The organism is uncultured Campylobacter sp., assembly GCF_937997595.1.
Lineage (GTDB): Bacteria > Campylobacterota > Campylobacteria > Campylobacterales > Campylobacteraceae > Campylobacter_B.
The window spans coordinates 1-1,820 of the sequence record NZ_CALKTS010000238.1; the positions used below are offsets into that span (position 1 = coordinate 1).

Genomic DNA, 1,820 nt, shown 5'->3' on the forward strand with positions numbered 1-1,820 from the left:
TCCTTTGCCATCGCCACGGCGACGCTTGAGACCGAGATCGGATTTTTTGAAATTTCGGTTTGGTTGCGGATGCGCGCCGCGCACTTTAGCGCTTCATCTATCGCTCTTGCGATCTGCGCGCCCGCGTGGGAGTTTTGTTTGGCAAATTTAAAGGCGTCTTTGAGCTGGCCTACGATTTGCGTCTCGCCCACTACGAGGCTGTCAAGAGAGGCTGCGACGGCGAAAAGGTGGTGTATCGCGCCGCGATCCTCATATATGTCGGCTAGGTTTTGCAGCTCTTCAAAGCTCACGCCGCTTACGCGTGAAAGTGCCAAAAGCACGAATTTTTGCGCTTCGTCAAAGTCGCTTACGACGGTAAAAATTTCTACGCGGTTGCAGGTGCTAAGCACCAAACACTCCTCTATCGCGGAGTTTGAAGCCAAAAGGCGCAAAATTTCTTTTTTGCGCACGTCGTTTGAAAACGAAAGTTTCTCGCGCACCGTGATGTCCGTGTTTTTGTGGGTGAAGCTCACGCTCATATACGCCATCAAAACTCCCTATCTATCATATCTCGCACGATTTGCTCCAGCTTGTCGTTTTTAAATTCTGCCACGGCTTCAAGCGCCTTTTGCCCGTAGGCACGAGCTTCGTTTATACAGCGCTCGATAATGCCGTGCTCGCTAAGCTTCGCTTTGATCCATGAAATTTCGCTCTCGCGCAACTGCTTTTTAAAAAACGATTTTAGCTTTTGCCGCTGCGCATCATCTAAATTTTCGTATAAATAGATGTATGGCAGGGTGGTTTTGCCCTCCGCAAAATCGCTCAGGCTCGGCTTACCGAGCGCTTCTGAGCTTTGCGTCACGTCTAAAATATCGTCGATGATCTGAAAAGCAAGCCCCAAATTTTTGCCGTATTCGCCGAATTTTGCGCTCGCGCTTAAAATTTCATCATGATCTTTCGCGGCGCTTAGAATTTCGCCCTCGTTTTTTGCGCCGCTCATATCTGAAATTTCGTCGCGATTTTCTGCGCCGCCGAATTTCAGAAACACCCCGCAGCGCGCGACCTCTTCGATCAAAGCGGAGGTTTTTAGATAGATCATTTGCAGATATTTGCTCGCATCGTCGTTGAAATCGTTGCTTAAGCTCACGTCCATCAGCTCGCCCACGGCTAGTTTCGTGACGGCGCCCGAAAGCGCGGCGGCGATGCGGCTTTCAAATTTAGAAAGCTCGAAGTATGCCTTAGAATAGAGTATGTCGCCCAGCATCACGGCGTTTTTGGAGCCGTAAGTGGCGTTGATCGAGGGCTTGCCGCGGCGCACAGAGCTTTCGTCGATGACGTCGTCGTGCAGCAGGCTTGCGGCTTGAATGAGCTCGATGATCGCGCACAGACGCAGTGATTTTTCATCTTTTTGCGCGATGTTTAACAGCAGCTTGGAGCGCAGTTTTTTGCCTGAGCTAAGTTTCGCAAACATCTCGTTAGCGGGCTCGTAGCCGCATTCTGCGATGAAGCTTTTCATAATTAAATCGATTTGATCTTGCATTATTCGTTATTGCTTAGGATATTTCCGCTCATTTGCAAAAATTTGTCGTTTAGCTCGTCTTGTAGATCCTGCTGCGCGATGAAGCTTTCGATCTCGCGCTCGCTAATGCCGCGCGCTTCGCAGAGCTGCTCACAGGCGATTAGGCGGATTAGAGCTTCTTCGATTTCGTTTTGCACCAAAGTAGGGCTTGCAGCGGATAAAATTTCAAAAAATTTCTCTCTTGGGCTACCTTCAAAAATATCCATTTACCTTCCTTAAAATTTCGCGATTATAGCAAATGTAAAATTTAATTTAGGTTAGG

At 48.6% G+C, this 1,820-nt stretch carries 2 protein-coding genes and 1 pseudogene; all 3 read right to left on the minus strand.

Annotation, left to right across the window (positions count from 1 at the left end; genetic code table 11):
• Positions 1-527, minus strand: a pseudogene (locus Q0614_RS08020) (glutamyl-tRNA reductase); the annotation flags it as partial.
• Entirely contained in the window at positions 527-1,519 is a 993-nt protein-coding gene (locus tag Q0614_RS08025) for a polyprenyl synthetase family protein (protein WP_298787885.1), read from the minus strand. The pseudogene Q0614_RS08020 and the gene Q0614_RS08025, both read right to left, overlap by 1 nt.
• Complete coding sequence (locus tag Q0614_RS08030) at positions 1,519-1,764, minus strand: DUF2018 family protein (protein WP_297962334.1); 246 nt, start codon at positions 1,762-1,764, stop codon at positions 1,519-1,521. Before Q0614_RS08030 ends, Q0614_RS08025 begins: the two co-directional genes overlap by 1 nt.
• Positions 1,765-1,820: the final 56 nt, after the last annotated feature.

Bases quoted from the DNA above. Each gene is read 5' to 3' on its own strand.
- Q0614_RS08030 (WP_297962334.1), bottom strand. From the start codon at position 1,764: ATGGATATTTTTGAAGGTAGCCCAAGAGAGAAATTTTTTGAAATTTTA.
- Q0614_RS08025 (WP_298787885.1), bottom strand. From the start codon at position 1,519: ATGCAAGATCAAATCGATTTAATTATGAAAAGCTTCATCGCAGAATGC.